Origin of the sequence: Rhodococcoides corynebacterioides (genome assembly GCF_019834675.1) — a bacterium.
GTDB classification, from domain to species: Bacteria; Actinomycetota; Actinomycetes; order Mycobacteriales; family Mycobacteriaceae; genus Rhodococcoides; species Rhodococcoides corynebacterioides_A.
The window spans coordinates 122,070-146,828 of sequence record NZ_JABUBU010000003.1 but is presented as its reverse complement, the minus strand read 5'-3'; the positions used below and the strand labels follow the sequence as shown (position 1 = coordinate 146,828).

At 67.4% G+C, this 24,759-nt stretch carries 24 protein-coding genes; 8 read left to right on the top strand and 16 right to left on the bottom strand.

What is annotated here, in order from left to right:
• Positions 1–134: 134 nt before the first annotated feature.
• Both HQ603_RS07175 and HQ603_RS07170 read right to left on the bottom strand, forming a co-directional pair.
• Positions 135–572, bottom strand: coding sequence for an ATP-binding cassette domain-containing protein (locus tag HQ603_RS07175; protein WP_261773501.1), 438 nt, complete (start codon positions 570–572; stop codon positions 135–137).
• A 194-nt stretch (positions 573–766) separates the two neighbouring features.
• On the bottom strand, positions 767–1,363 hold the full coding sequence (locus tag HQ603_RS07170) for a TetR family transcriptional regulator (protein WP_222683854.1): 597 nt from the start codon (positions 1,361–1,363) through the stop codon (positions 767–769).
• A 119-nt stretch (positions 1,364–1,482) separates the two neighbouring features.
• Between HQ603_RS07170 and HQ603_RS07165 the strand changes: the two genes are divergently transcribed.
• Positions 1,483–3,075, top strand: coding sequence for an MFS transporter (locus HQ603_RS07165; protein ID WP_222683853.1), 1,593 nt, complete (start codon positions 1,483–1,485; stop codon positions 3,073–3,075).
• Between the two features lie 110 nt (positions 3,076–3,185).
• On the opposite strand, the gene HQ603_RS07160 is transcribed toward HQ603_RS07165, so the two are convergent.
• On the bottom strand, positions 3,186–4,466 hold the full coding sequence (locus HQ603_RS07160) for a competence/damage-inducible protein A (RefSeq protein ID WP_222683852.1): 1,281 nt from the start codon (positions 4,464–4,466) through the stop codon (positions 3,186–3,188).
• Between the two features lie 658 nt (positions 4,467–5,124).
• Between HQ603_RS07160 and HQ603_RS07155 the strand changes: the two genes are divergently transcribed.
• The 5 genes from HQ603_RS07155 to HQ603_RS07135 all read left to right on the top strand — a co-directional run bounded on the left by HQ603_RS07155 (position 5,125) and on the right by HQ603_RS07135 (position 9,152).
• Positions 5,125–5,952 carry a hypothetical protein gene (locus HQ603_RS07155; RefSeq protein WP_222683851.1) on the top strand — a complete coding sequence of 276 codons (828 nt, stop codon included), beginning with the start codon at positions 5,125–5,127 and terminating at the stop codon, positions 5,950–5,952.
• Positions 5,953–6,020: 68 nt separating this feature from the next.
• On the top strand, positions 6,021–6,926 hold the full coding sequence (locus HQ603_RS07150; protein ID WP_222683850.1) for a DUF1942 domain-containing protein: 906 nt from the start codon (positions 6,021–6,023) through the stop codon (positions 6,924–6,926).
• 179 nt (positions 6,927–7,105) lie between these two features.
• The gene (locus HQ603_RS07145) at positions 7,106–7,744 is read left to right on the top strand and encodes a hypothetical protein (RefSeq protein ID WP_308126397.1); all 639 of its coding nucleotides are present in this window, start codon (positions 7,106–7,108) and stop codon (positions 7,742–7,744) included.
• 95 nt (positions 7,745–7,839) lie between these two features.
• A complete protein-coding gene (locus HQ603_RS07140; protein WP_261773500.1) occupies positions 7,840–8,022 on the top strand; it encodes a hypothetical protein in 183 nt (60 codons plus the stop codon).
• Complete coding sequence (locus HQ603_RS07135) at positions 8,019–9,152, top strand: glycerate kinase family protein (RefSeq protein WP_222683848.1); 1,134 nt, start codon at positions 8,019–8,021, stop codon at positions 9,150–9,152. The genes HQ603_RS07140 and HQ603_RS07135 overlap by 4 nt, the downstream gene beginning before the upstream one ends.
• Here the strand turns inward: HQ603_RS07135 and HQ603_RS07130 are convergent.
• The 6 genes from HQ603_RS07130 to HQ603_RS07110 form a co-directional block, all read right to left on the bottom strand.
• A complete protein-coding gene (locus tag HQ603_RS07130) occupies positions 9,136–9,528 on the bottom strand; it encodes a type II toxin-antitoxin system VapC family toxin (protein ID WP_222683847.1) in 393 nt (130 codons plus the stop codon). The two genes, HQ603_RS07135 and HQ603_RS07130, sit on opposite strands and share 17 nt — an antisense overlap.
• Positions 9,515–9,745 (bottom strand): FitA-like ribbon-helix-helix domain-containing protein, encoded by a 231-nt coding sequence (locus HQ603_RS19210; RefSeq protein ID WP_371831003.1) that lies wholly within the window; start codon positions 9,743–9,745, stop codon positions 9,515–9,517. Before HQ603_RS19210 ends, HQ603_RS07130 begins: the two co-directional genes overlap by 14 nt.
• 78 nt (positions 9,746–9,823) lie before the next feature.
• Entirely contained in the window at positions 9,824–10,528 is a 705-nt protein-coding gene (locus tag HQ603_RS18855; RefSeq protein ID WP_261773499.1) for a hypothetical protein, read from the bottom strand.
• 49 nt (positions 10,529–10,577) lie between these two features.
• On the bottom strand, positions 10,578–10,943 hold the full coding sequence (locus tag HQ603_RS07120; protein WP_222683846.1) for a hypothetical protein: 366 nt from the start codon (positions 10,941–10,943) through the stop codon (positions 10,578–10,580).
• Positions 10,944–10,996: 53 nt separating this feature from the next.
• Entirely contained in the window at positions 10,997–12,229 is a 1,233-nt protein-coding gene (locus HQ603_RS07115) for an MFS transporter (protein ID WP_222683845.1), read from the bottom strand.
• On the bottom strand, positions 12,226–12,912 hold the full coding sequence (locus HQ603_RS07110; RefSeq protein WP_308126396.1) for a GNAT family N-acetyltransferase: 687 nt from the start codon (positions 12,910–12,912) through the stop codon (positions 12,226–12,228). The genes HQ603_RS07115 and HQ603_RS07110 overlap by 4 nt, the downstream gene beginning before the upstream one ends.
• A 232-nt stretch (positions 12,913–13,144) precedes the next feature.
• Here HQ603_RS07110 and HQ603_RS07105 point away from each other — a divergent pair, with 232 nt between their 5' ends.
• Positions 13,145–15,379, top strand: a complete 2,235-nt coding sequence (locus HQ603_RS07105; RefSeq protein WP_222683844.1) for an NADP-dependent isocitrate dehydrogenase — start codon at positions 13,145–13,147, stop codon at positions 15,377–15,379.
• 114 nt (positions 15,380–15,493) lie between these two features.
• Here HQ603_RS07105 and HQ603_RS07100 read toward each other — a convergent pair whose 3' ends face one another.
• The 6 genes from HQ603_RS07100 to HQ603_RS07075 form a co-directional block, all read right to left on the bottom strand.
• Positions 15,494–15,778: a hypothetical protein gene (locus HQ603_RS07100; protein ID WP_222683843.1), complete on the bottom strand. Its 285-nt coding sequence runs from the start codon at positions 15,776–15,778 to the stop codon at positions 15,494–15,496.
• On the bottom strand, positions 15,779–16,447 hold the full coding sequence (locus tag HQ603_RS07095; RefSeq protein WP_222683842.1) for a hypothetical protein: 669 nt from the start codon (positions 16,445–16,447) through the stop codon (positions 15,779–15,781). It lies immediately after the preceding gene.
• Between the two features lie 264 nt (positions 16,448–16,711).
• Positions 16,712–17,872, bottom strand: a complete 1,161-nt coding sequence (locus tag HQ603_RS07090; RefSeq protein ID WP_222683841.1) for a serine hydrolase domain-containing protein — start codon at positions 17,870–17,872, stop codon at positions 16,712–16,714.
• Positions 17,862–18,491 (bottom strand): TetR/AcrR family transcriptional regulator, encoded by a 630-nt coding sequence (locus HQ603_RS07085; RefSeq protein ID WP_222683840.1) that lies wholly within the window; start codon positions 18,489–18,491, stop codon positions 17,862–17,864. The genes HQ603_RS07090 and HQ603_RS07085 overlap by 11 nt, the downstream gene beginning before the upstream one ends.
• A complete protein-coding gene (locus HQ603_RS07080) occupies positions 18,488–20,050 on the bottom strand; it encodes a class I adenylate-forming enzyme family protein (RefSeq protein WP_222683839.1) in 1,563 nt (520 codons plus the stop codon). The genes HQ603_RS07085 and HQ603_RS07080 overlap by 4 nt, the downstream gene beginning before the upstream one ends.
• Positions 20,051–20,076: 26 nt before the next feature.
• Positions 20,077–20,724 carry a nitroreductase family protein gene (locus tag HQ603_RS07075; RefSeq protein ID WP_222683838.1) on the bottom strand — a complete coding sequence of 216 codons (648 nt, stop codon included), beginning with the start codon at positions 20,722–20,724 and terminating at the stop codon, positions 20,077–20,079.
• Between the two features lie 174 nt (positions 20,725–20,898).
• Between HQ603_RS07075 and HQ603_RS07070 the strand changes: the two genes are divergently transcribed.
• Positions 20,899–22,794: a flavin-containing monooxygenase gene (locus HQ603_RS07070; protein WP_222683837.1), complete on the top strand. Its 1,896-nt coding sequence runs from the start codon at positions 20,899–20,901 to the stop codon at positions 22,792–22,794.
• Between the two features lie 78 nt (positions 22,795–22,872).
• Here HQ603_RS07070 and HQ603_RS07065 read toward each other — a convergent pair whose 3' ends face one another.
• Positions 22,873–24,729: a helicase-related protein gene (locus HQ603_RS07065; RefSeq protein WP_261773498.1), complete on the bottom strand. Its 1,857-nt coding sequence runs from the start codon at positions 24,727–24,729 to the stop codon at positions 22,873–22,875.
• Positions 24,730–24,759 lie beyond the last annotated feature (30 nt).

Below are 24,759 nucleotides of genomic sequence, written 5' to 3'. Positions count from 1 at the left end.
GGCGGCACGGGTCGGTTCCAGCAAAAAGTGCGGTTTTCTCGGAATCCCTCAGAGTCATTGCTTTGTGCCATTGCCTTCGGCAGGGGTTCAGTAGAGGACCCACGACCACCGTCGTAGGTCCTCCAGCTTGAACCTCAGTCCACGCTCGTCGCCCCGAGTAGTTCCCGCACGGTATTGGCACGGAGATGAACTCCCGCCGCTCCATCGTCGCGCTGCACTTCCGGTGCGCCGGGAGGTACCTCGATAGCGTCGACGATCCTCTCGGACCGCCGGCTCATGACGACCGTCCGATTGGTTAGGAAGACGGAGTGGGTGACCAGCATGACCGTCGTGCCGGTTTCCCGCTGATGCGGTGCAGCTCGACGTTCAATCTTCTCGCGGGTGAGGGCGCCGAGAGCTCCGAAGGGCTCGTCCATCTGCAGTATTTCGGGTTCGTGCAGCAGCGCCCGGCACAGGGAGACGCGTTGCTGCATGCCGCCGGAGAGCTCGTGGGGAAGGGCGTTCTCGAAGCCGGTCAGGCCGGTCATCTCGATGAGCTGGTCGGCCTTGTCTGCGGCGGCCTTCTTGTCCATCCCGCACATCTCGCCCCCAGCGAGATGGCTCTTGCGGACGGCAGCGTTGCCGCCCGGTGCCTGACCTCCGTGTTGGCGGTGGTGAGCAGCGGGATGGTCTCCTGCCACTGCTGGAGCAGCACCGACTCCGGCGGGGTCTGCGGGTCCTTACCCACCATGGACTTCACGGCCGCTTCAGGGTTTGCGACGGCGGGCTACAGCTCCGACCGAGGCTCCACCACTCTCCGGACCGCCTCGCCGACGACGAGACGACGCCGCGCAATCTCGGCCTCGTCCCAATGGCGATGGGATGGATGACCGAGGTCCGGTGTGGTGAACCAACTGAATAACACCCCGAAGATCACTGTCATCAGATCTGCCGCACCCCAGTGGGAGTCGATGAACCCGTCGCGTTGAGCCTGCTCGACCTCGCGGACGCGCTCCTGCATCACCTCGGAGTGCTCGATTGCGGGGGAATGGCCTTGCAACTGCGCCCAGAGCAGCATCCTGTGCTCGTCCTTCTCGCTCGCGAGACGGGTGAAGGCATTCATGGCGTAGCCGGGCAGGTCGCGTGGTGTGAACTCCACGGCCTCGACGAACCCCCGGAACCCGTGATCGAGTGCAGCGCCGAACAGCCGTTCCTTGTCGCCGTAATACGCGTACAGGCGCTCCTTGCTGGAGCGTGACGCCAGTGCGATCCGATCGACGCGCGCGCCGGCGAGGCCGTGGTCGGCGAACTCTCGGCGTGCGGCGATCAGGATGCGTTCGCGGGTGGCAGAGGCGGTGGGCGAAGGTGTCGTGTCCGACTTCACAGCCCGAATCGTACGCCAACCAACTAGTTAGTTTGACCGTTGTCGGTCCGCAACGCTACATTTTCGGCTCGTCGATCAGACGACCCCACCAGACTTTTTCTCAGGACCGAGGCACGCCCGTGACCACCAATCCCGACATCGTGTCTTCCCAGAAGAACGATGCCAATCCGAACTACGAGCGCCGCTGGCTGGTGCTGTGCATCGTCGCCATCACGCAGCTGACGATCGTGCTTGACGCGACCATCGTCAACATCGCCCTGCCGCAGGCGCAGGAAGACCTGGGCATCAGCGACAGCGGTCGCGCGTGGGTCATCACGGCCTACGCGCTGGCCTTCGGTGCGTTGCTTCTGCTCGGCGGCCGCATCGCGGACTACTGGGGTCGAAAGCGTTCCTTCCTGGTCGGCATGGCGGGATTCGCGATCGCCTCGGCCATCGGCGGACTCGCGCAGGAGGGCTATCAGCTCTTCGCCGCCCGCGCCGGCCAGGGCGTCTTCGCCGCCCTCCTCGCCCCTGCTGCTCTGGCGATTCTGACCACCACGTTCACGGACGAGAAGGAGCGCGCCAAGGCGTTCGGCGTCTTCGGGGCCATCGCCGGCGGCGGCGCGGCCGTGGGCCTGCTGCTCGGGGGCGTGCTCACCGAGTACGCCAACTGGCGGTGGTGCCTGCTGGTCAACGTCCCCGTCGCGATCATCGCCGCAGCAGCCGCCATCCCGCTGGTGAAGGAGAGCAAGGCCGAGGGCGACACGCGGTACGACGTCCCCGGCGCGATCCTGGTCGCACTCGGGCTCGGTTCACTGGTCTACGGCTTCACCGAGGCCGAGGACGGGTGGTCCAACCTCGCGACCCTCGGCTTCATCGCGCTGGGCATCGTTCTCCTCGCCGCCTTCGTCGTGGTCGAGTCGCGTTCCCCGAATCCGCTTCTTCCGCTGGGTGTCCTGCTCGATCGTGACCGTGGGTCGGCATACCTCGGATCGGCGATCGTGGGTGCCGCGCTCCTCGGCGGAACCCTGTACCTCACCTTCTACTTCCAGATCGTCCTCGGATTCAGCCCCGTCATCGCGGGTGTCGCGTCGCTCCCCATGACCGGCGGCATCATGATGACCGCTGCCGCGGCGTCGGCGCTGATGCCCCGGGTAGGGCCGAAGCCGTTGATGGCCGCCGGACCCGTTGCCTCCGCCATCGGTCTGCTCCTGCTCACCCAGATCGGCGTGGACACCTCCTACTGGACGCACGTGCTTCCCGGAGTGGTGCTCCTCGGGCTCGGACTGGGTCTGCTCATGGTGCCGATGCAGAACGTCGCGCTCATCGGCGTCGCCGATCACGACGCCGGCGCTGCCAGCGCGCTGGTCAACGCGGCCCTGCAGATCGGCGGAGCATTGGGAACCGCCGTCTTCACCACCATCTACACGTCCGCCAAATCGTCGTATCTGTCGTCGAACACTGCCCCCGTGGCGCCCGCCGGAATGCCCCCGGAGGCCCTGGCCTCGCAGACCGTGCCGCCCGACTCCGAGCTCGCGGCCTTGCCGGAGCCGATCCGCAACTTCGTCACCTCGACGATCGATTACATGTTCTCCGCAGAGGTCTCCGGTTACGCGCATGCGTTCGCGGCAGCGGCGATCATGGTCGTCCTGATCTCACCGATCGTGCTGGTGTTGGTCCGAGCCCGCAAGACCGATTTACCGGCCGGGGACACCCCGGTCCACATGGGCTGACGCGAGTCGTCGTCACGACCGACAGGCGTGGAATCGGCAATGCATCTTCTGCTGGGTAGAGACTCGCCAAAGGTGAACTGACCGCGCGGGTGTGCGGGGTTCGATGACGTTCAAGCGTCGCCCAAGGCGTCCGCGAGCATGTGCATCGCGACGGTGACCGAGAGCGCCCGGACACTCGCGCGGTCACCGGGTAGACGCAGCGTCCGCGTGACGGTCGGTCGGCCCGCAACAGCGATGCCGAAGCACACGGTGCCGACGGGCTTGCTCTCGGTTCCGCCGCCCGGACCTGCGACGCCGCTGGTCGACACGGCGACATCGGCACCGACGCGGTGCAGCGCACCTTCGGCCATGCGGGCGGCCACGGGTTCGCTGACGGCGCCGTGCTCGTCGATCGTGGCGGCGGGGACGTCGAGGGAGCCGATCTTCATTTCGTTGGCGTAGGAGACCACGCCGCCGACCACGTAGGCCGAGGAGCCGGCCCGATCGGTGAGCCGTGCGGCGATCATGCCGCCGGTGCACGATTCCGCGGTCGCGATCCGGCGGCCGCTGGCCCGAGTCGCCACGATGTCGTCGATGGTGGAACCGTTGGTCGAGAAGAGCTGCGCGCCGTGGTGCTTCTCGATGAGCGCCAACACCTCGGAGTACGCGGCGGCCGCGGACTCCTCGTAACGAGTGACCATCTCGAGTTCACCGCGCGACAGGCAGGTGGTGATCGCCAGGTCGCCGAACCCGGCGATCGAACTCTCTGCGGTGCGCAACGTTGCGGCGAGGTCGGCCTCCGACAGTCCGTAAGCGCGAATAGTGGCTTCGACAACGGACTCTCGCCTCGTGAGCACTGCGGCGACGGGTGCGCTCTGGATAGCTTCCGGCCACATCGCCTGCAGTTCGGAGGGCGGTCCCGGCAGAATGAGGACCGCGGGGAGTGTCCCCGACTCGTCGGCGATCGCCACACCCGGTGCCGTGCCTGTCGGCGGAATCGACTGCGCTCCGGCGGGAACCATGGCCTGCTTGCGTACCCCGGCTCGCAGGGGTTCGGAGTCGGCGACACTGCCGAGCCTGCTGCGCCAGCGCTCGACTATCGCCGTGATGCGGCCTTCGAGTTCGACGTCGAGATGCATCTCGCGTCCGTACAGCGCGGCGACAGTCTCGACCGTGAGGTCGTCTGCAGTCGGGCCGAGGCCGCCTGTGGTGACGATGAGGTCGACTTTCTGGTCGGCGAGAAACTGAACCTGGGCCGTCAGATCGGTCGGCCGATCGCCGCACACTGTCAGATGAGCGACGTCGACACCCATCGCCAAGAGCTGCTGAGCTACCCACGGCCCGTTGCGGTCGCTGACCCGTCCAGCCAGAACTTCGCTACCCGTGACCACCACACCCGCGCGCACTGCCATGCCTCGACACTACGGCTGCTGCGGCGAAACCGATCCGGGGCCGCGAAGCTCGACACGGACAAGCCGAACGGGTCCGATACCGCTCTCGAAAGTCGGATCACATGCGCACGTCTTAGCCCGACTCGACAGCGCCGTTCCCGAACATGCGGCGGCGGATGCCGAGGCCACCGCGCCTGCCGCGCATCCCACGATGCCGTGTGAAGACGACAGCCAACGGACCGTGACCGTCACTCGCCGGCCCTTGGACGCAGTTGCATCCGGCTTTGTCACCGACGTGGGTTGCTCCTGCAGGTCGCAGCGCGTGACGCGAGCCCCTCCAGCATGGCAGCGCATCGGGGCCTTCGTGTAACGCCGTTCGGGACAGAGGCGACAACACGGACGTACTGCTGACCTAGGGGCGCGTCGCCGTCCATTGCGAGTTGAGGAAGCTTTGTATTCGAAGCGCGGGCTGTTCGTTTCTGCTCTGGCTGTAGCGGTACTCGCTGCGTGCGGTTCACCATCGGCCGATACCCCTGCGTCCGACCCTGCCAGTCCCAGCGATACAAATACTTCGATCGAATCGCCGACGCCCGATGCCGGACCGACGTTCGATCGATCTATGGTGCGGACGGAGTCCGTCACGAAAGAGTCCAAGGGCGGTCAGTCGAACGTCCGTTTCGTGGCAGACACCGTCGACTACGAGGAGATCGTGTCTCTGACCGACCAATGCGTGAAGTCGTACCTGGCTGAGACGGCAGCGGCTTACTGCTACGGCTACGCGAACGCTGCGGACTACGAGGTCACCGCTTTCGACTGGACGCCCGAGTCGGACCAGGATATTTACGGCACTGGCAGGCCGTGCTGGATCATGTATTCGGGACAGCCCGTCGCCGGCGCTGACGGCCGCACCGACACGCCTGCGATAGCGACCTCCTACATCGATCAGTGCCCCGGTGGTGTCGAGTTTCCGGATCCGGATGGCTCGCTTGCGGACTATCGAGAGAAGCGTGAATCCTCCCTCGCCGCTGCAACCGACATTCGTCGTCGTGACGCCTGCGCGCTGATCGACACAGAAGCCCTGACTCGCAATGGTTTCAACGCGACACTCGGCGATGTCACCGACGACCCGACCGCCCATCTCCCCGACGGTGCCTCTGCTTCCTGGGTGTGCTCGACCGCAGAAGGCGAAGTCGGATTCACTGCGACCGAGTTCGCCGATCCAGCAAGTGCGGCGGGGGACGTTGAATCTGCAGAGCTCGCTACCAACGACTTCCTTCTCGACGCCGGCCGGCTGATCGCCCTCGACGGTGGCAGCGCCATCGTCAACGACGAGTTCGGTCTCGTCGAGGCGGCATGGTCGGTGGGGACGGTGAGCTTCAGCGTCACGATGTCGTCCGTGCCGGTTACTCCCGGGCTGTCCGGTGGACAGAGCAATTCCGAGTTGGCCGACGCGATCACGTCGTTGGCGTCGACCGCGGCTCAGCGCGTGGCGGCAGACGCGTGGTGACTCGCGATCGCCGCGACGACGTCAGACGGCTTGCGTCGAGCCCCGGCAGGCCTGGATACGGGGACCGGATGTCGGCGACCGTCCTCGCGTTCCTTGCTGTCGCCGTGACAGGCTGCGGCCACGTCGTCGACGAGTCCGACGGCGGTGGTCGCGTGGGCACCGCCACCGGCCGACAGACAGCCGCCGTTGCGCCATTGGAGGACGCTGCACCTGTCGGTGCCACCCAGATCGTCGACGACGGTGGAGTGAGGACCAGGGTGACGGTCGAGGGCCTTTCGCCCGCGCAGCCGTCCGTCTACGGTTTCCCGGTTGCCGGTGACCTGCAGCAAATCACGGTCACCGTGGAGGTTGTGGACGGCGCCACCAGTGTCAATCCCCTTTACTTCACTGCGCGGGCGTCCGACGGCACGGCGTACGGGGCTGCACTCGGAACCGTCGACGGTCAACTCCTCGCGGAAACTGTGTCTGCGGGCGACCGCATCAAGGGCGTCGTCGCCTTCGACGTGACGGGCCCGCCGATCACCTCGATCCGTTACAGCAGTGCCCTGGGCGAGGAGTTGGCGCGGTGGGTCGGGCAGTCCGTGCCCGGCGAACCTGCAGCCCCGGTGCCGAGAAGCGCGGGTGGGCAGGGCAGAACCACGCGGGGTGACCTCGATCTGGCTACTCCGATGACTGTTCCGTCCTGCGATGGCACCGGGATCGTCGTTCTGTATTCCGCGACCGCACCCGGCAGCTACGAGCAGGAAGTGTCCGACCAACTCGCTCGGAACCCGGGTGCTCAGTACCTGCGGACCGACAATTCGTGTTCGTCGCTGCGTCAGGCAACGGCGGAGGGCAATGCGATATACGCCGTGTATCGGGTTGCTGGTCGCACCGAGTCCGAGGTCTGCACAGCAGTCGGCGCGGCCGGTGGCGGCGCGTACGGGAAGTGGCTGGACGAGACGACAGATCCGAGCTACATCATCCCGTGCTGAACCCGGAGTCGTGACCGTGCGTCGTCGAACCTGTCATCGCTGTTCGTCCGGAATCTCTGTGCAACCGGCTCGGTGAATGCACGATGGCCCATATGAGCGAATCGATATCGGACGGCGACCTCGACCGTGTCACCGCTGCTGTCGCGGCTTTAGAGCCCAGACCTCGGCAGCGTCGATGGGTGAGCGTCACGTTCTGTGTTCTCGACGCGGTATGGAGTATCGGATCGCGCTACGACTCGACGGTGGTGCCGGTAATGAAGCGGGTGGCGGACGATTTCGGAGTCCTGGAAGCCTCTGTCCCGAACGCGGCACCCGCGTCGGAGGATCCCGTCCCGCTTCAGCGCTTTCGAGGGACCTACGACGTCGACAGTCTGACGAAACGCACGAACACGCAACGAACGTCGACCAGCGGGGGCGCCCTCAAGGCGGAGGCGGCGCTCGAGTACGCGCGAATCCTGGTCAGCCACGGAATCGATACGATCGACGACGCCAGACGCGCGATCGCCGACCCTGCGCTGTTCAACCGTGTGGAGTGCGATCTGAAGAAGGTGCCCGGAGATGGGTCTCATGGCATTCGTCGGGGTTATTTCTGGATGCTGGTCGGCGACAATTCACGTGTGAAACCGGACCGAATGGTGCTGCGCTGGTTCGCGTCCCACCGATTGGGACTCGATCCGGAACAGGCGGCGCATGTAATTCGACGAGTGGTCGAGCGCCTCAACTCCACCCCACGTGATACCACGATCACCGCATGGGAGGTCGATCACGCAATATGGAACGCGGGACGTCGACTTCCGCTTGAGCGAACGCGGCGGTAGAGCCGACGCGTGCTGCAAGGCGCGCGCGCAGAGATGCCCGCTCGACCCGGGCGGCCCAAGACCGCTGAGCTCGCGATCCGCCGCTCTCGCGCGGCATGATGGGCGACGGAGTGATCGACTTCGGCACCATTGGCCGCTGGGTGCACGACGCCGGCTACCGCGGTGACGTCGAGGTCGAAGTCTTCAACGCGGCGGTGTGGGCGACGGACGGGGACCAGGTGATCGAGACGATGAAACAGCGGTACCGCGATCTGGTACTGCCGGCGCCGGTCGGATGAGAGTGCTCTTCGCCCCCGATTCGTTCAAGGGGACCATCGGATCTGTCGACGCCGCAACTGCATTGATGGAGGGGTGGGCGTCGGTGCGCGGCGACGACGACCTTGTTGCGATGCCCCAGGCCGACGGAGGCGAAGGGACGCTCGACGTGCTGGCGGCGTGTTCGCCGGACTCGTCGTGGTCGGCGGCGTCGAGCGTGTGCGGCCCCGACGGGCGGCCCGTCGACGCGCGGTGGCTGACCCTGGCGGACGGTCGAGCGGTGGTGGAGCTGGCGGAGTCGTCGGGGATTGCGCTGATGAAGGAGCTGGATCCGTTCGGGGCCTCGACGCGCGGGCTTGGCCAGGTGCTGCGGGCGTGCGGGAGCGACCGCGTGTCGGTGGCGCTCGGGGGCTCGGCGTCGACGGACGGCGGGCTCGGGGTGCTGCGGGCGTTCGGGGTTCGCGTGCTGGACGCCGACGGCGCCGACGTGCCGGAGGGTGCGGCGGGACTCGTCGCCGCCCGGTCGGTCGACGTGTCCGGACTCGCGGGGGTGCCGTCGGACGTCGAGGTGCTGACCGACACGCGTGCGGTGCTGTGCGGAACCGACGGTGCGGCGCAGGTATTCGGGCCACAGAAGGGTGCGTCGAACGATGATATCGCGGTGATGGACGAGGCGCTCGAGCGATGGGCGCGATTACTGAACGACGCCGGCTTGTCGGCCGACCCGTCGATGCCGGGCACAGGCGCGGCCGGTGGGACGGGCTTCGGACTCGTTGCGCTCGGTGCCCGCATCGCGGGTGGTGCGGAGCGGGTGTCCGAGCTGACCGGCCTGGCCGCAGCGGTGCCGCCCGCCGACCTGGTGGTGACGGGGGAGGGGAAGTTCGATCGGACGTCGCTCACGGGGAAGCTGGTGGGGCACGTCCTCCAGATGTGTTCGGAAGCAGGCGTTCCCGTCGTCGTGGTGGCTGGGGCGGTGGACGTGGACTCCGACGTGCCGGCGGTCTCGCTGACCGATTTGGCCGGTGGGGCGGACGCGGCGATGGACGAGGCGCGGGGGTGGTTGGTGGAGGCGGGGAAAGCGGTCGCAAGGTCCTTTCGGTCAGGCGCGGCACCTACTGCCTCGTCGGCAGTTGGGGTCACCGCACCAGGGTGACGGCGCAGGAGACACCCGGCGCCGCCGCCAATCGCGCATCGGCGGTCCATAACGGGACGTCCAGCGCCTCGGCTAGGGTGACATAGGACGCGTCGTAAGCGGTGACGTTGTTGCGCAGCTCCCAGCACCGCCGCACCAGGGGAACGTGGTCGCATCGACGGATCGGCAGGTCTGTCAGGTCTTGGACGGCCTGGCCCGCGCGCTCCGAACCGAGTCGACCGGATGCCACGAGTCGACGGAGCACAGAGGCGAATTCGAGGTCGACCAGGTGGGGTGCGGCAAGGTCCTGCATCGACAGGTCTCGGCGCACTGTGCCACCGGACCGGCCATCGTCGATGAGGGCGATGGCCAGCACGCTCGCGTCAACGACGATCACGGTCGAGTCTGATTGCGTCTGCCGCCTCTACGGGGTCGAGGGAACCCCCAGACCGCCCGTCAGTTCTTGCCAAGACCTCGGCGACAGTCGGACGTGTCGCTTCGGCGATCAATCGTGCCAACAAGTACTCCTGCAGGGACTGGTGTGACGCGGCTGCGCGTCGTCGAAGAACTGCGTGAACCTCGTCCGGAACTCCCTTGATCTGCACACTCGGCATGGCGCCATTATGGCGCCACTACGTGACTGTGTCCAGGGCCGTAGCTCGAACCTCGCTTGCTGGAGGTGCGGAAGATGCTCATCCGCGTGGCAACTCGTCCGCAAAGTCGAACGAACACCCGAGCCGATTGGCCGCCTCCACCCCTCCCGCATCCCGCACCCACGCGACGCAGGCGCTCGCGGCGAGAACGCGGTCGCGGGTGAAGAGGTAGCCGTTGGTGCAGTCGTCGAACGTCTCGTCGTGGTGCCACTGGTCGAGCACGAGTCCGTCGACGCCATGGTCGACCAGCCGTAGTTGCCGCAGGATGCGGTGCGAGCGGCGCACCATCACCAACCCGTCGTCGAGGACGTGGAGTTGAGCGTTGACCAGCTCGATGTCGTCGACCTCGTCCTCCGGGATCTCGGTGTTCGGCCCCAGGTCGATGATGAGCCCCGCCGCCTCGTCGCGCATCGACTCCACGAGCCACGTCGTCATCGCATCCCACTGATCGACCGCAAGGATGCGACCCTCCGGCGAGACGAAGCTGTCGAGCAGCGCCGCCGCCTCGATGGTGGCGGCCCACAGCTGGGTGTCACCGTCGTCGTCGAACACGAAGTCGTCGGGCGGCTCGACCCGCACCGACACCGGCGCGAACGGCGACGAGTCAGGCAGGCCGTCGACGTGGTGATAGTGGATCGACCACCCGGTCATGTCGACCCGCGCATCGGTCACCACGACGTAGCGGGTCAAGAGGTCGTCCGAGGCGAAGGTCCACGACGGAACGGCGTCCGGAGCAGAGGTCATGCCTGTGGTTCGAGGCGACGCCCGCCGAGGATCGACCGGGCCGCGGGCGTTATCCCTGCGGCGGGTGGATGTAGCGGCCGTCCACCGGGAAGTGCCCGTGCGTGCCGAACTGGTTGCCCTGCAGGAACGCCTGATTCTGCGCGTGCGCGCTGGCAATCAGACGCATCTGCTCCTGCCGCGCGAGCTCGCGACCTGCCTCGCGCTTCCGGTACGACCGGACGCCCAGCCAGACGGCCGCGCCGAGCAGCGCGAGCCACCAGTACTCCACGACGAACCCGAGCGCGAAGAACCCAAGAATCAGGGTGAGGATCGGATGACGACGAGGCCAGGAGCGCTGCGGCACCACGTACCCGACGGTCGTCTGGTGGATGTTGATGGTCCCGTAGTTCGGGCTGTTGTGGAAGTTGTTCGTCATGACCCTGGTCCGTTCTCGCGTGGGAGCGACACTGTGACACAGGGGTCCGACACTCACGGAGCGCGAGCCGGTTCCCGGTGCAGCACGGCCGGCCCCCACCCCCGTCGCAACCCGGTCAGCAGCACCGCGCACCCCACCCCGGACAGCACCAACCCCGTCCCGAACATCACGGCGTAGCCGAAGAGTTCACCGACCACCCCGGCAGCCAGCCCGGCCGCACCCTGCGAGAACACGACGGCGCAGGCCAGCAGGGTGTAGTCGGTGCCGGCGAAGGCGCGCTCGGACGCGTCCATCATCAGCGCGAACAGCACCACCGTCGCGGCCCCGCCGAAGACGTGCTCGCCGACGTTGGCGGTGACCACCATCGCGAACCCGCCCACCCCGAGCGCGGCGGCGACGTAGAAGCCGAGGGCCAGGGTCTGGGTGATACCGGCAACCATGAGGGCACGCCGTCGTCCGAACCGCGTGGCGTACCACGCACCGAGCGCCGCCCCGACGAGCGCCGAGGCCGACGCCAGACCGCCCTCCAGCAGAGCGATCTGCCCCAGCGACAATCCGAGGTCAGACAGGAACGGGCCCACCAACGCCGACCCCATCGAATTCCCGAACTTGTACGCCACGATCAGCCCGACGAACACCACGATCCCCGGCCGTCGCAACCGCGTCCACCACGCCCCGGCCAGCCCCACGGCGGAGGAGTCGACCACCGGGGCGGCGTCGGCGGACTCGAGGGTCCGTCGCAACGCCAGCACGGGCACCGTCGACACCAGAATCAGCACGGCCATGACGACGAACAGCGCCCGCCATCCGGCGAGCGAGAACAGCCAGAGCAGAACGCCCCCGCCGACGATCATGCCGATGCGATACGCGCCCAGCTGAATTCCGTTACCGACGCCGCGATCTCGGGCCGAGAGCAACCGCACGGCCAACCCGTCGGTCACGACGTCCTGCGTCGCGGACAGCAGATTGATCACCGCGATGCCGACGAACAGCCACGCCAGCCCCGACGACAGATCGAGCGACGCCAGCACCAGCGCCACGACGGCCGCCCCGCATTGCAAGGAGACCAGCCACCGTCGCCGCGTCCCGTAGCGGTCGACGTACGGCGCCCAGAGAAACTTCAGCGCCCAGGGCGCGAACAGCACCCCGGTCGCGCTGATGGTCACCAGCGAGTACCCGGATTGCCTCAGCACCACCGGCAGCGCCTGGGTGAAGAAGCCGAAGGGCAGACCGTGCGCGAAGTACAGCCCGGCCAGGAGGGCGAAGACGCCGCCGACGCGGGTCACGCATCGCCTCCCGGTGTGCGGAAACCGCGGGAGACCACTCGCTGCCGCAGGACGAACCCGAGCCGCTCGTACACCCGCAACGCCGCCGTGTTCGCCGCCGCGAGATGGAGGAACGGCCGATCTCCGCGGGCGTGGATGCGTCGGATAAGTTCGCCGACGAGCGCCCCGGCCAACCCCTGCCCCCGCGCGGACGGGAGGGTGCAGACGGCACTGATCTCCGTCCATCCCGGCGGTTGCAGACGCTCGCCGGCCATGGCGACCAGCGTGCCGTCGTCGTCACGCACACCGAGGTACGTCCCCAGCTCGGGCGTGCGCGGCCAGAACGGCCCCGGCCTGGTGGCATCGATCAACGCGCGCATGGCGGGGTAGTCGGCCTCGCCGAGGTCCACGATCGGGACCGACGACGCCGCGGGCACGTCCCCCGCGAAGACCAGCTGCAGACCGGGGAGCTCGAACATCGGCTCCCAGTCGGCGGGCGGCGTCGCCTCCGAGGAGAAGAGGTCGGCCATTCGGCCGGGCCCGAGCAACTCGGCCAGGGCCGCCCAGTCGGTGCCGACGTCGGCGAAGGTGGCGACGTCGGGGTCGTACGTGACCGCGTCGCCGAGACGACGGGCGAGGTGCGCGTGGCGGGTGCGCAGCGATTCGGCCACCGGGTGATCGAGGGACGTCTCGGGCGTGACCACGACGCCAGTATGGCCGATGCGACGAGCCTTCCTGCCGGTCACGGTCGGTTACCGGCCAGTAGGGAATCGCGGTCGGCGACGGGTGGCGTCGTCGCTGGTCAGATATGTCGCGGCCCACATCTGCCCGCTCGTACCGCAGTCGCCACAGCACGGACGCGGGCGACTAAAGTTGTCACGGAACCCACAAGGAACAGACGACGTCGAACCGACGGAAAACGAGGCAAGTCCTGACATGAGCGACAAGCAGCCGACCATCATCTACACCCTGACCGACGAGGCGCCCATGCTCGCCACGCATGCGTTCCTTCCGGTCATCCGCACCTTCGCGGGTGCGGCCGGCATCAACGTCGAGCCCTCCGACATCTCGGTCGCGGCTCGCATCCTGGCCGAGTTCTCCGACCTGCTCCCCGAGGATCAGCGGGTTCCGGACAACCTGGCCGAGCTGGGTCGGCTGACTCAGAACCCGGACACCAACATCATCAAGCTCCCCAACATCTCCGCCTCCGTGCCGCAGCTGCGCGCCGCGATCAAGGAGCTGCAGGACAAGGGCTACGACCTCCCCGAGTTCCCCGGCAACCCGAAGACCGAGGAAGAGGAGGAGATTCGCAAGCGCTACACCAAGTGTCTCGGTAGCGCCGTGAATCCTGTTCTGCGTGAGGGTAACTCGGACCGTCGTGCGCCGAAGGCCGTCAAGGAGTACGCCCGCAAGCACCCGCACAGCATGGGTGAGTGGTCGCCGGCGTCGCGCACGCACGTCGCTCACATGCGCCACGGCGACTTCTACCACGGCGAGAAGTCGACCGTGGTTGAGGGCGATCGCAAGGTCAAGATGGAGCTGATCACCGACGACGGCGAGACCCTGGTGCTCAAGCCCGAGGTCGAGCTCACGCACGGCGACGTCATCGACAGCATGTTCATGAGCAAGAAGGCGCTCATCGAGTTCTACGAAGCCGAGATGCAGGACGCCTACGAGACCGGCGTCATGTTCTCGCTGCACGTCAAGGCCACGATGATGCGCGTCTCGCACCCCATCGTCTTCGGTCACGCGGTGCGGGTGTTCTACAAGGACGCCTTCGCCAAGCACAACGACCTCTTCGAAGAGCTCGGCGTCAACGTCAACAACGGCCTGTCGGACCTGTACAGCAAGATCGAGTCGCTGCCCGCCACCAAGCGCGACGAGATCATCGAGGATCTGCACAAGTGCCACGAGACCCGGCCCGAGTTGGCCATGGTCGACTCGGCCCGCGGCATCTCGAACTTCCACTCGCCGTCCGACGTCATCGTCGACGCGTCCATGCCCGCCATGATTCGCGCCGGCGGCAAGATGTGGGGCGCCGACGGTCGGCCGAAGGACACCAAGGCCGTCAACCCCGAGTCGACGTTCTCCCGGATCTACCAGGAGATCATCAACTTCTGCAAGACCAACGGCCAGTTCGACCCGCGCACCATGGGCACCGTTCCCAACGTCGGTCTGATGGCGCAGAAGGCCGAGGAGTACGGCTCGCACGACAAGACCTTCGAGGTCCCCAAGGGCGGCACCGCCAACATCACCGACATCGAGACGGGCGAGGTGCTCCTCACCCAGACCGTCGAAGAGGGTGACATCTGGCGTCTCTGCATCGTGAAGGACGCGCCGATCCAGGACTGGGTCAAGCTGGCCGTCAACCGAGCTCGTGATTCCGGCATGCCTGTTCTGTTCTGGCTGGACCCGTACCGCCCGCACGAGAACGAGCTCATCAAGAAGGTCCGCACCTACCTGAAGGACCACGACACCGAGGGTCTGGACATCCAGATCATGTCCCAGGTGCGTGCCATGCGGTACACCCTCGAGCGCGTGATCCGCGGCCTGGACACCATTTCCGCGACCGGCAACATTCTGCGTGACTACCTCACCGACCTGTTCCCGATCCTCGAGCTGGGCACCTCCGCGAAGATGCTCTCCATCGTTCCGCTGATGGCGGGCGGCGGCCTCTACGAGACGGGCGCCGGCGGCTCCGCGCCGAAGCACGTCAAGCAGCTGCTCGAGGAGAACCACCTGCGTTGGGACTCGCTGGGCGAATTCCTCGCTCTCGCAGTCAGTCTGGAGGACCTCGGCAAGAAGACCGGCGGCAAGGCCAACGTCCTGGGCAAGGCCCTCGACGCCGCCACCGGCAAGCTGCTCGAGAACAACAAGGGACCCTCGCGCGCTGCCGGTGAGCTGGACAACCGCGGCAGCCAGTTCTACCTCTCCCTGTACTGGGCGCAGGAGCTGGCGAACCAGACCGAGGACACCGAGCTGGCCGAGTACTTCGCGCCGCTCGCGAAGTCGTTGGCGGACAACGAGGACGCGATCGTCAAGGAGATGAACGACGCCCAGGGCGAGCCCGTGGACATCGGCGGCTACTACTACCCCGACTGGGACCTGACCGCCAAGGTCATGCGTCCCAGCGAGACCTTCAACAAGGCGTTGGAGTCGGCAGGGAAGTAAGAAGCTTCCGCGACGCGGCCCGTCCCCACCTTCGTGGGGGCGGGCCGTTGTCGTGGGTGGGCGAATCGTGGAATCGGGACCCCGGAAAGCGGGTCCCAGATTCCACGATCAGGGTCACGTGAGTGCGACCGCCTCGCCCTCCGACGCCGGGGTGTCGAGACGAACGCGATCGAGCGCGTCGAGAAGGGCCGGCGCGTGGGAGTCCGGAACACACATCTGCCCGTTCACCGGGACGATCAGTCCGAGGTCGATCATCGTGGACAGTCGCACGGACAGCCACGCTCTCACATTCGTGCCGTCGGTGCCGTCACCCGTGGCGAACGCTTCGCCGTTGTACGCAGCGTCGCCGACCAAGGAACGAACGAGGACCATCCACAGCGCGTCGCAGGCTGCGTTCACCTACTGCTTCTCCCGGGCGTCACGGAGGGCGACCACCGGTCGCATGCATTCGACATAGGCCTCTACGAGACTGCGGCGCCCCCACTCCTCGCTCGGCTCTGCGAGCCAGTGATCGAACGCGTCGCCGGCTCGAAGCGCGCGGTCCTTGCGGCGGAGGACGCCAGCTCCCAGCGCGGTCTGGACCACGACGTAGTACTTCAGCGTCGACAGCAGTCCGCTGACGACGTCGTTCTCGTCGTCCTGCGCCGGGTAGATCGCATCGCGAACCTGCCTGCTCGCGCTGGGCTGTGCGAAGCGAGGGTCGGGGACGCTGCCGTTGTCCTCACACCAGGCCGCGACCCGTCGAACATGCGATGTCAGGGTGGTCGGACCGAGGGGTGCCGTGCACCGAGGCGGGACAGGTGCCGTTCGTGGCGGGACCACCGGGTCGAAGTCCACCATCTCCGTCAACAGGTCCTCTTGGTTGGGTGACATACGCTCGGCGACAACGAATCGCGCGAACAAGGCGAGAGCATCGGCGGTGTCGTCGGGTGACCACGGTGTGTGCAGGCAGTCCTCGACGTACAAGTCCCTGTCGAACATTTCCAACGGTAGGTCCGCCCCCGCGATGACGATGCGGCGATCGGCGCTGGATCGGTCGACTGCCATCGCTGTCGAATAGGCCGCCAACGGATCCGCGGTGCAGCCCGAGTGCAGCAACCACTCGGCGAATCGTTTCAGCACCGCAGGCCAGGACAGTGCCGCTCGTTGCTTCGGTCGGCCAGCCGCGGTGCGCTTCGCGGCCTTGGCCCGACGTTGACTCTTACTCATAGGTTCCCCCCCCCAGGATGGTGTGTGCGCAGAGTAGGGGAGGGCTACGACAGGAGCCGATCGTGGATTTTCAGCCCCGGAATGCGGGGTTCGGATTCCACTATCCCGAGTCGCACGCTGCGGTCATCGCGTCGTTGTCCTCGCCAGCGCCGAGTACGTCGCTCGCAGGTACTGTTCGGCCCGGTCGGACCCGATGATGCCGCTGCCCATCTTGTTCATCGCGTACGAGAAGGTGAGGCGCGACTCGGGGTGCATGACGATCATGGACCCGCCCCAGCCTCCCCAGAAGCAGATGCGGCCGTCGGGGATGTACGGAACCGTCTCGGGGTGGGGCAGAGCGAATCCCATGCCGAAGCGCAGGGGGATGCCGAGCACCAGGTCCGGTCCGTCGGTCTGCCGCTCGAAGGCCAGGTCGACGGAGTCCTGACTCAGCAGGCGAACCCCGTCCACCTCCCCGCCCCGCGAGATCGCGGACAGCATCCGCGCGACGGACCGGGCGTTGCCGTGCCCGTTGAGTGCGCCCATGTCGGCGGCGCGCCAGTCGTCGGTGTTGGCGGCATCCGGGGCCACGACCGGGCCACCGAAGGTTCTGATGCGGATCCTGTCCGGGTCGGGCACGTCGACCCGCGGCGGGGGCGGTGGGGCGATGACGTCGGCCACGCGGTCGCGGTCCTCGGGGCGCAACCCGATCTGGAAGTCCGCGCCGAGCGGGCCGGCGATCTCGTCGGCGACGAACTCGCACAGCGTCTTTCCCGTGACACGCCTGATCAGCTCGGCGAGCAGATGCCCTTGCGAGGCAGCGTGGTAGCCGGACGTGGTGCGGGAGTCCCACCACGGCGCCTGTGCGGCGAGCTTCGCGACGGCGGACTCGTGGTCGTACAGCTCTTGCACGGAGATCGGGCGGTCCCAGCCCGAGACGCCCGACGAGTGCGACAGGATGTGCCGCACCTCGATCCGATCCTTGCCCGCCGCAGCAAATTCGGGCCAATATCGCGCGACCGGGGCATAAGGGTCGAGGAGGCCGCGGTCGATCACCATGAGGGTGGCCAGCGCGGTGACCGTTTTCGTGGTGGACCAGACGTTGACGACGGTGTCCTCGGTCCACGGCGTCGTGCGCTCGGCGTCGCGGTGCCCACCCCAGAGGTCGACCACCGTCTCACCGTCGAGGTCGACCACGACCGACGCGCCGATCTCCGCGCCGGAGGCGAGGTTCGCCTGCAGCGCCTCGGCCACGTCGTGAAACGCTGCGTCGCAACGTCCTTCGACCGACGAATCATCGCTCACGCGGAACACCTCCCAGCAGTCGACGCACGGCGAGATCGACGTACGCGTCGCTGACCTCGTCGATTCCCAGGTCGCCGTCGTCGTGGTACCACGCACTGATGCCGTTGAGCATGTCCACCAGAGCGAACGCGGCGATCCGGGCGTCGGGCACCCCGAACTCGCCCGTACGCATGCCGGCGGCGACCACGTCGCGCACGCGTCGCTGGTAGTGACGACGGTAGTCCTCGACGGCCGCGCGGTGCTCGGGGAGCAGCGACGCCAGTTCGTGCAGTCCGACGACGTACTCGACCCGCCGCCGGGTCAGGTGGTGCAGATGGGCGCGGACCAGGGCCGACAGTCGCTCGGTGGGGGTGCCCGGCGCGTCGAGCAGCGGCAGATTGTCCTCGACGGGCTCGCGCGTGACGGTCAGGCAGATCGCGAAGAGGATCTCTTCCTTCGACGGAAAGTGGTGGTAGAGACTGGCTCCCCGAATCCCGACCGCATCCGCGATGTCGCGCATCCCGACGTTCGCATAGCCGTCCCGCGCGAAGATCGCTGCGGCCTGCGACGCGATGTCCTCCTTGCGCCGCAGGGTCCGCACGGCACGGGGGACGACGGCATCACCGTCGGGTGTACTCACGCCGGTTCCGGCGCCACCGCCAGCGCGCGGAGCTCGCGCTTGAGAATCTTGCCCTGCGCGTCGACGGGCAGTTCCGTGACCACGTGCACCGACTTCGGCGCCTTGTACGACGCCAGCTCGGCCCGGCAGAACTCGATGACGGCGTCGGCGTCCGGGTGCACGCCGTCGGCCGCGATGACGAAGGCGGTGACGGCCTCGGACCAATACGGATCGGGCATGCCGACAACGGCAGCGCGGGCGATGTCGGGGTGGCTGTGCAGCACTCGTTCCACCTCCTGGCTCGACACGTTCATTCCCCCGGACTTGATCATGTCCTTCTTGCGATCGTAGAAGAACAGGTTGCCGTCCGCGTCGCGACGCACCATGTCGCCGGTGTGGACCCAGCCGTCGCGGAACACCTCCGCGGTTCGCTCGTCGTCCTTGAAGTAGCCGAGCATCACCGACGGTGTCCGGCAGAGCAATTCGCCGACCTCGGCGTCGTTGCCGTCGGCGTCGACCACGCGCACCTCGAGGTGGGTGACGGGCTTGCCGATCCAGGACGGGTCCCCGTCCGGGATGTCGTCGAGCGTGGTGAACCAGCCGACCGAGCCGAGCTGGGACAGCTCCGACTGTCCCCAGTACGTGCCCCAGATCGCCTCGGGCGCAGCGTCCGCCCAGGCTAAAATGGTGTGCGGGGAGACCTGACCGCCGTAGGTCAGGCAACGACGCACCTGGCCGACGGCGTCGGGACCGAACGTGGCCTCCCGCGCGAGCGCGAAGTAGAAGGTGGGAGTCTGCGCGATGACCGAGACCTTCTCGTCGGCGATGATCTGCAGCGACCGTGCCGGTTCCACGCTCGACGGCAGCACCAGCGTGGCGCCCATCAGGGTCAGGGTGGTCATCGACCCCAGACCGGCGATGGTGTGGAACGGCATGACGAACAGCCAGGTGTCCTCCGGACCGGTACGCAGACCCCAGCTCCAGGCCGGCGCCGTCGAGATCAGAAAGTTGCGATGCGGGATCATCACGCCCTTCGGCGCCGCCTCGGTGCCGGAGGTGTAGACCATCATCGCGATGTCGTTCTCGTCCATCTCGACGTCGGGCTCGGTGTCGGACGCGTCCGCCATCGCCGTCGCACAGTCGTCCCCGTACGTGAGCAGCGTGGTGCCGTCGGGGAGGACCCGGCGCACCGTGTCGGCGAACTCGGAACCGGCCACCACGACGGTCGGCTCGGCGTGCTCGAGTTGATGACGGACCTCGGCGTCGCGGTAGAGAACGTTGATGCCCGTGAAGGCGGCCCCGACCTTGAGGGTGCCGTAATAGGCGATGACGACGTCGATACTGTTGCGCGCCATGGACGCCACGCGATCACCGGACGTGACACCGAGGCCGAGCAGGACGTTCGCGAAGCGGTTGGCCGCGCTGTCCAGTTGGCCGTAGGTGGTGACGTCTCTCGTGCCGTCGGCGTCGTAGGAGATGAACGCGGTCTTGGTCGGCTGCGTCCGGGCGTGACGACGGAGTTGGTCACCGATCGTGGCGCGGCCGGTGAGAGAGCGATGCTGGGGGGCGAGTCCGGGCACGAGAGTCCTTGTCGGGTAGCAGGAAATCAGACGGTGGCGGCGAACATCGGGCGGTCGAAGGACTCGAGCGCCACGATCTCCTCGACGGGGCTGCGCGTCAGCTTGGTGGGGAACGCGCGCTCCGGATAGCCGACCGCGATGTGGGCGGCGGTGATGTACTCGTCCGGGATGGACAGCATCTCCCGCACGGCGGGCTCCTCGTGGCAGAGCAGGGTGGTCACCGCGGTGGCCACGCCCTGGTCGCGCAGGGCCAGGCAGAGGTTCTGCATGGTGGGGTAGATGGAGGCGCCGCCGACCACCGACAGGCGACCGAGTTCGTGGTCGGTGGGGTGCAGGCCGTCGAGTGCGGCACACACGACGATGATCGCGGGGACCTCCGCGAGGTGGCGCGCGAAGTAGTCGGCGTCCTGCACCGTCTTGGGCAGCGCGCCCACCGAGACCGTCCCGCCCGTGATGCCGTTGAAATAGGCGTCCCACATCGGCAGGTAGAGGTCCTGGAGTGCCTGCTTGCGCTCCGCGTCGCGGACGACGATCCAGCGGACGGGCTGGCGGTTGCCGCCCTGGGGGCCGAACCGTGCGTGGTCGAAGGCGGTGCGCAGAACCTCGTCCGGAACGGGATCCTTCGTGTATCGCCGACACGTTCCCGTGGTCCGCATCGCCTCGGTGAGTTCCATCGCTGTCCCCTTGCCTGTCCGCCGTTAGGTTGCGTTCGCAGCATGCTGTGGCGTGGGACACATTGTCAAGGGTTGTTCGAGCTGGGAATCGCATTGCCTGCAGGCCCTTGCCCGCAAATGCCTAACTGTGGTTAGTTTCGATGAGGTCCGGCCCGGACCGACGAGGGAGGCACCATGTCGACACCCAAGGTCACCGTCGACCGCGAGCGGCTCACGCGTGCGGTCGAGTCGGCGAACATGCCCACGCTCGTCGCCGTGCTGCACCAGCTCACCGGCGACCGCACCTGGCTCACCGATCCCCATCGGCCCACCCGCAGTCGCGGTATGGACGACAACGACAGTGGCGGCTTCGCTCCCGACGTGGCCGAGCGCATACGCGGCGCGGCGGTCGACGCGATCGAGGCGTGGGTCAACGGCCGACCCGTCGCGATACCCGCCCCGTCCGGCGAGCAGCTCATCGAGATGATCAGCGCTGCGGTCGGTGAGCCCGTCCCGCCCGAGTTCGCCGAGATGATCGCCGAGGACATGGGTTTCGCGGTGCCGGCTCCGCGCGAGGTCCGACCGTCGCACCTATCGGTAATCGTTATCGGCGCCGGCGTCTCGGGCATGCTGGCCTCGATCCGCCTGAGCGAAGCCGGGATCGACCACGTCGTTCTGGAAAAGAATTCGGACGTCGGCGGGGGATGGTTCGAGAACACCTACCCGGGCGCGGGCGTCGACACGCCGAGTCACCTCTACTCGTATTCCTTCGCGCCGCGGGCGTGGACGTCGCACTTCGGCAAGCGCGACGAGGTGTGGCAGTACCTCGCGGACGTGGCCGACGAGCACGATCTGCGGTCGAAGATCAGGTTCGACACCGAGGTATCGACGGCCGAGTACGACGCCGACCGTCAGGGCTGGACCGTGCGGACGGCGGCGGGGGAGGTGCTGACGGCCGACGTCGTCATCACGGCGACCGGACAGCTGAATCGACCCAAGGTTCCGCCCATCCCGGGTCTCGAGGACTTCGCCGGCCCGATCTTCCACACCGCGCAGTGGCCGGTCGACCTCGACCTGACGGGGAAGCGTGTGGCCATCGTGGGCAGCGGCGCGAGTGCGATGCAGGTGCTCCCGGCCATCGCGTCGACGGTCGCGCACGCGACCGTGTTCCAGCGCTCGCCCCAGTGGGTGGCGCCGAGCGACGTGTACTTCGAGCCGATCGTCGACGACGTCAATTACCTCATGGATCTCGTTCCGCTGTACCGACTCTGGTACCGCGCGCGGTTGGCGTGGAACTTCAACGACCGAGTCCACCCGTCGCTGCAGAAGGACCCGGAGTGGGGCAACCCCGCCGTGTCGATCAACGCGATGAACGACGCCCATCGGCGCGTGTTCACGCGGTACCTCGAGAAGGAACTCGAGGGTCGACCGGACCTGATCGAGAAGGCGCTGCCCGACTACCCGCCCTTCGGCAAGCGGATGTTGCTCGACAACGGGTGGTACGCGGCGCTCCGGCGGGACAATGTGACTCTCGTTCCCGAAGCCGTGGCGTCCATCGACGCGCATCACGTCCGGGGAGCTCACGGCACGGTGGCCGAGGTGGACATCGTGATCCTGGCGACCGGCTTCGAGACTCACAAGCTGTTGACGCCCATCGACGTTCGCGGCCGGTCGGGTCGCTCGATCCGGGAGGCGTGGGGCGAGGAGGACGCGCACGCGTACCTCGGGGTCACCGTGCCCGACTACCCCAACCTGTTCATCACCTGCGGACCGGGCACCGTGCTCGGACACGGCGGCAGCTACATCACCATCGCCGAGTGCCAGGTGCGCTACATCCTCGACGTACTGGCCACCATGGCCGAGCGCGACCTGGGCGCCGTCGAGGTCAAGGCCGACGTGGAACAGGACTACGTCCAGCGTCACGACGACGCCCACGCCCGCATGATCTGGACGCACGAGGGCATGGACAACTGGTATCGGAACGACGCGGGGAGGGTGGTCTCGACTCTGCCCTGGCGCATCGTCGACTACTGGCAGATGACGCGGAGCGCCGATCTGGACGACTTCGTGGTGGAGCCCCGGCGGGGGTAGCGGAATTATTGCTCCGGTGGCGTCGGCTGCGGGCGGGATCCCGCGCGTCAGGGGTGCGACGGGAGCGCGGGACCAGGGTCAGCCGACCCGCGCGGCCAGGAACGCCTCCGGATCGATGAGGTCCGCCTGACCGACGATGGAGCCCAGATCGGCGATGCGCTCGACTCCCGTCAGCACCATCTCCTCCTCGACCGTGCCTTCGGCGTAGCCGTAGTAGCAGGTCGACGACGTGGGGTTGTGGTCCTGGTCGATGCGATTGGCCCGCCCCTCGATCTGCCGGATCTCGATGGGCGTCCACCGCGGGTCGTGGATCAGGGTGACGCGGGGTGCGAGGGTCGACGTCATCCCCTCGGGGAGCAGCAACTCGTTGGTGTGCAGGTTGATCGCGCTCGTGGTGGTCGAGACGATCACCGGAGCCGCGCCCGTCTGGAAACGGCGGATTGCGACTTCCTGCTCGGCGCTGCTCATGCTGCCGTCGACCACGGCGACCTCGAGCCCGCTGTCGCCGAGATCCTCGGCCAGAGCGGCGACCGACTCGCGATAGAACATGGACACAAACACCTGATTTCCGGCCTTCACCCACGCCCGCACCTGATCGGCCGACGCGGGAATGCGCAGATACGAACACTTCTGGCGGAACCGGAGCGTTGCCGCCCGCACACTCGGGTTCTTCTGCAGTACCCGGCGACCACCGGACGTCGTCCACACGGGGAGGCCGACCTCCTTGCGGTAGTCCACCCACGCGGCGTTATAGAGACGCTTCTGGGCGGCGGTCAGTTCCTGGCCGAGCGGTTCCCGCGGCGTGGGCGGCGACGGACGTGAGATCGACCACGGCACAGCACCTCCCGAGAGCCACCGGTGCACGGCGTCGATGTCGCGGGCGCGCTGCGCGGCGTCGTCGGGGTCCCAGCGCCACGTCGTCAATCCGGTCGACGCCGTGCCGGCCTTGACGGCGAAGCCCGACTCCTCCAGGAAGTGCGCCCATCGAACGGTGAGGGCGTAGCCCAGCGCCCCGTCGTCACCCACGATGTCGACCCCGCGGGCCCGTTCGACGGCGCGCGCCATGTAGGCGAAATGGAGTGGCTGATAACCGGGCGTGGCCGACATCCACACGACGGCGCTCGCGGCTTCCTGATAGCGCCAGACGATCTGCGACTGTTGCGATTCGATGTTCATCAGCGCATGCGCTTCGTCCGCGATCACCACGTCGATGTCGAAGCGCAGGTCGCCGAGCGCGATGGTCCGCTTGTTCTGGGTCCGTTTACGTTTGCCCAGATCGGTGTCCGCCGGCACGGACAGCAGCTTCTTGGTCGACTGGTACGTCACCAGCAGCCACCGCTTGCGCTCGGCGGGGTCGAGATCGGCCTCGCTGTCGGCGATGGTGCGGCGCCAGCCGGGCAGCGCGCCCTTGGGCGCGACCACCAGGACGGTGGCGACGTCGGGCATCTGCCGCACCGCCTCGCACACCGACAAGGTCTTGCCCAGGCCCGTCGAATCCATCTGTGCGAAGTACGGGACACCGCTCTCGATCGCTGCCAGCTGGCGGCGCACCGACTCGAGTTGAGTCTCCCGCGGGGTCATGGAGCGGGCGCGGATGGTGACCTCGTCATTGGAGGACTCGTTCGCGTCGTCCTCGAGCCACCGCTGCAGGCTGTACGGCGAGGACTCGTACGGCTGCAGGAATTCAGGGAGTTCGGTGCCGTAGTAGGCGAACACTCCCGGCCCGGCCTGCCACCGAGCACCGGCCGCGCCCGCCGCGGAGCGGTCCTCGAACGGCACGTCGAGCACCCACACGCGCTCGCCGGGAGCGGGAGCGCGGAGGTCCGGGTCGGCGGACTTCCGCGTTGCCGTTCGGCGCGGCTTCCGGGTGAGAGCGGCGCGGCGGCTGCCGGCGCGGACGGTGCGGGCGGTGGTGGTGGGTTTGCGAGGAGGCATCGCGAGCAGTCTGACCGATCGAACCGACAA

Bases quoted from the DNA above. Each gene is read 5' to 3' on its own strand.
- HQ603_RS07070 (WP_222683837.1), top strand. From the start codon at position 20,899: ATGTCGACACCCAAGGTCACCGTCGACCGCGAGCGGCTCACGCGTGCG.
- HQ603_RS07105 (WP_222683844.1), top strand. From the start codon at position 13,145: ATGAGCGACAAGCAGCCGACCATCATCTACACCCTGACCGACGAGGCG.
- HQ603_RS07150 (WP_222683850.1), top strand. From the start codon at position 6,021: ATGTCGGCGACCGTCCTCGCGTTCCTTGCTGTCGCCGTGACAGGCTGC.
- HQ603_RS19210 (WP_371831003.1), bottom strand. From the start codon at position 9,745: ATGCCGAGTGTGCAGATCAAGGGAGTTCCGGACGAGGTTCACGCAGTT.
- HQ603_RS07120 (WP_222683846.1), bottom strand. From the start codon at position 10,943: ATGACGAACAACTTCCACAACAGCCCGAACTACGGGACCATCAACATC.
- HQ603_RS18855 (WP_261773499.1), bottom strand. From the start codon at position 10,528: ATGACCTCTGCTCCGGACGCCGTTCCGTCGTGGACCTTCGCCTCGGAC.
- HQ603_RS07140 (WP_261773500.1), top strand. From the start codon at position 7,840: ATGATGGGCGACGGAGTGATCGACTTCGGCACCATTGGCCGCTGGGTG.
- HQ603_RS07065 (WP_261773498.1), bottom strand. From the start codon at position 24,729: ATGCCTCCTCGCAAACCCACCACCACCGCCCGCACCGTCCGCGCCGGC.
- HQ603_RS07175 (WP_261773501.1), bottom strand. From the start codon at position 572: ATGGACAAGAAGGCCGCCGCAGACAAGGCCGACCAGCTCATCGAGATG.
- HQ603_RS07135 (WP_222683848.1), top strand. From the start codon at position 8,019: ATGAGAGTGCTCTTCGCCCCCGATTCGTTCAAGGGGACCATCGGATCT.
- HQ603_RS07160 (WP_222683852.1), bottom strand. From the start codon at position 4,466: ATGGCAGTGCGCGCGGGTGTGGTGGTCACGGGTAGCGAAGTTCTGGCT.
- HQ603_RS07075 (WP_222683838.1), bottom strand. From the start codon at position 20,724: ATGGAACTCACCGAGGCGATGCGGACCACGGGAACGTGTCGGCGATAC.